The sequence below is a fragment of the Streptomyces inhibens genome, assembly GCF_003389455.1.
Classification (GTDB): domain Bacteria; phylum Actinomycetota; class Actinomycetes; order Streptomycetales; family Streptomycetaceae; genus Streptomyces; species Streptomyces inhibens.
In genome coordinates this window covers 1-1,745 of record NZ_QUAC01000303.1, presented here as the reverse complement: position 1 = coordinate 1,745, position 1,745 = coordinate 1, and the positions used below count along the sequence as shown (strand labels likewise).

Here is a 1,745-nt window from a genome sequence, read left to right as displayed (position 1 = left end):
GGCGGCCGGAGCGCACCGACGTGCGAAGGACAGTGCGCCCCGGCCTCTTCCCGCCCACCGGAGACGGGTTGTGCCGCCGACGTTATGGGCATTGCGCACCCATCGCGACGTGCCAAGGCCCTCCGCGCTGCCGTTCGGATTACTTGGCTCGGTCCGGTCGGCCCTGGCGTAGTGCTTCGTCCAGGAGGTCGACGATCCCCCGCAGTGGCGGGCGGTTTCCAGAGGGGCGGTCTCAAGATCCCGACAGCCTCACGTCCTCAGGAGCCACAACGGCCCAGAGCAGGGCCGTTCTCGTGAGACCGTCTAGCGGCCGGCAGGCCACACCGCGACGTGGTACTCGCCTTCCTTACGCTCCGGGTCCGTCCCCGAGCGTGGATGAGGACTCTCCAGCCGCCGGGACCCGGCTCCGCAAGCTCCAGTTTGAACAGTGCGTCCGGCTCGCCGTTCCCCGGCTCGATGTGCAGGCTCTGGGCTGTGCCGGTCAGCGTGAGTTCGGCTACCCGCTCCCATGCGTGTGCCTCGGACGGCAGTTCCTTGCGGTAGGAGATCGCTGTACCGGACAGCGTCTTGTCACCCCATCCCGAGATCGGGATAAGCGCCCCGCGGCCGTTGCCCGACACCTCCATCGCATGCCCGTCGGTGAAGGTAGGCGCCTCGTCACCGATGTGCAGCACCAGGTCCGTCGGAGACTCGTCCAGGTCGATCCCCGCGAAGTCGACCACCTCTGTGACCTCCTCGCCATCCGCACCCTGATCCTCCTCTGGCGCGGCGACCAGGAAGCACCGGGTACTGGCCGGCGCAGGCCATCTCCGCAGCCTCCTACAGCCGCGACAGCTACCTCCCTGCCCAGGCGATCAATCTCGCTACGCAGAGGTGCGGGCCTGCACCATGAGTGTGCCGAGCATCCCGGTTTCAGGGGCGGACAGGACGCGGGCGTCAATGTCGGTAAAGCCGTGGCGTTTGAGGAGGTTGGTCCAGGTTTGCGGGGTGTACTGCCAGCGCAGGACGGTCAGTTCGTGCGCTCGGCCTTCGAGCCATTTGCCGTGCATGGGCTGCGGGCCGTATGCGCCGGGCGTCGGCTCGGCCTGGCTGAAGGCGAACGTGCCGCCGGGGGTGAGACGCTTGGCCACGAGAGGGAGCAGCTGCTCAGGGTCACTGAACCAAACCGCACCCCATACGGAGTAGATGGTGTCGAAGGGTTGGGTGTCGGCGGTCAGGAAGTCGCAGGCGTCGGCGTGGACGAACCGTAGCCTCGGCTCGCTGCGCCACCAGTTGGTGGCACGGGCTACCTGTGCCGCGGAGAGGTCGACGCCGGTCACCTCGCATCCCTGACGGGCCAGGAACACTGCCTCCTTGCCCTCGGCCGGCCCGAGGTCCAGCGCGCGGGCCGGGCGACCGAGGATCTCGGCTCCGGGGCCGTGACCGGGGTATTGCGTCCACTCGAACCCGTCGATCACCGGGGCGGGCTGCTCTCCTTCGCCGCGGTGGGGTTTGTAGGTGTCCCAGTACTCGGCCGGGGTGTGGGGGGGCACGGGGCACGGTGCTCCTCGGGATGCGGTGAGCCGGTGGAGCTGGTCACCGTAGCGGGAGTGCCCGGCGCGCGTGGCTGTTTGCCGCTTCCAGCGCCGCGTCTGCGCGCGCCAGGGCCCAGGGGCGCTCACGGCGTCCCTGGGCCTGATCGTCAGTGACGGGTTAGTGGCAGTTCGAGCCCGGCCTGCAGGGGCCGCACTTGGCGTAGTCGGCCT

General features: G+C 69.1%; 2 protein-coding genes. Both read right to left on the bottom strand.

Going from position 1 to position 1,745, the window contains the following annotated elements:
• Positions 1-257: 257 nt before the first annotated feature.
• Positions 258-722 (bottom strand): hypothetical protein, encoded by a 465-nt coding sequence (locus DY245_RS33095; protein ID WP_128510851.1) that lies wholly within the window; start codon positions 720-722, stop codon positions 258-260.
• 141 nt (positions 723-863) lie between these two features.
• Positions 864-1,532, bottom strand: coding sequence for a class I SAM-dependent methyltransferase (locus DY245_RS33090; RefSeq protein WP_128510850.1), 669 nt, complete (start codon positions 1,530-1,532; stop codon positions 864-866).
• Between the last annotated feature and the right edge of the window lie 213 nt (positions 1,533-1,745).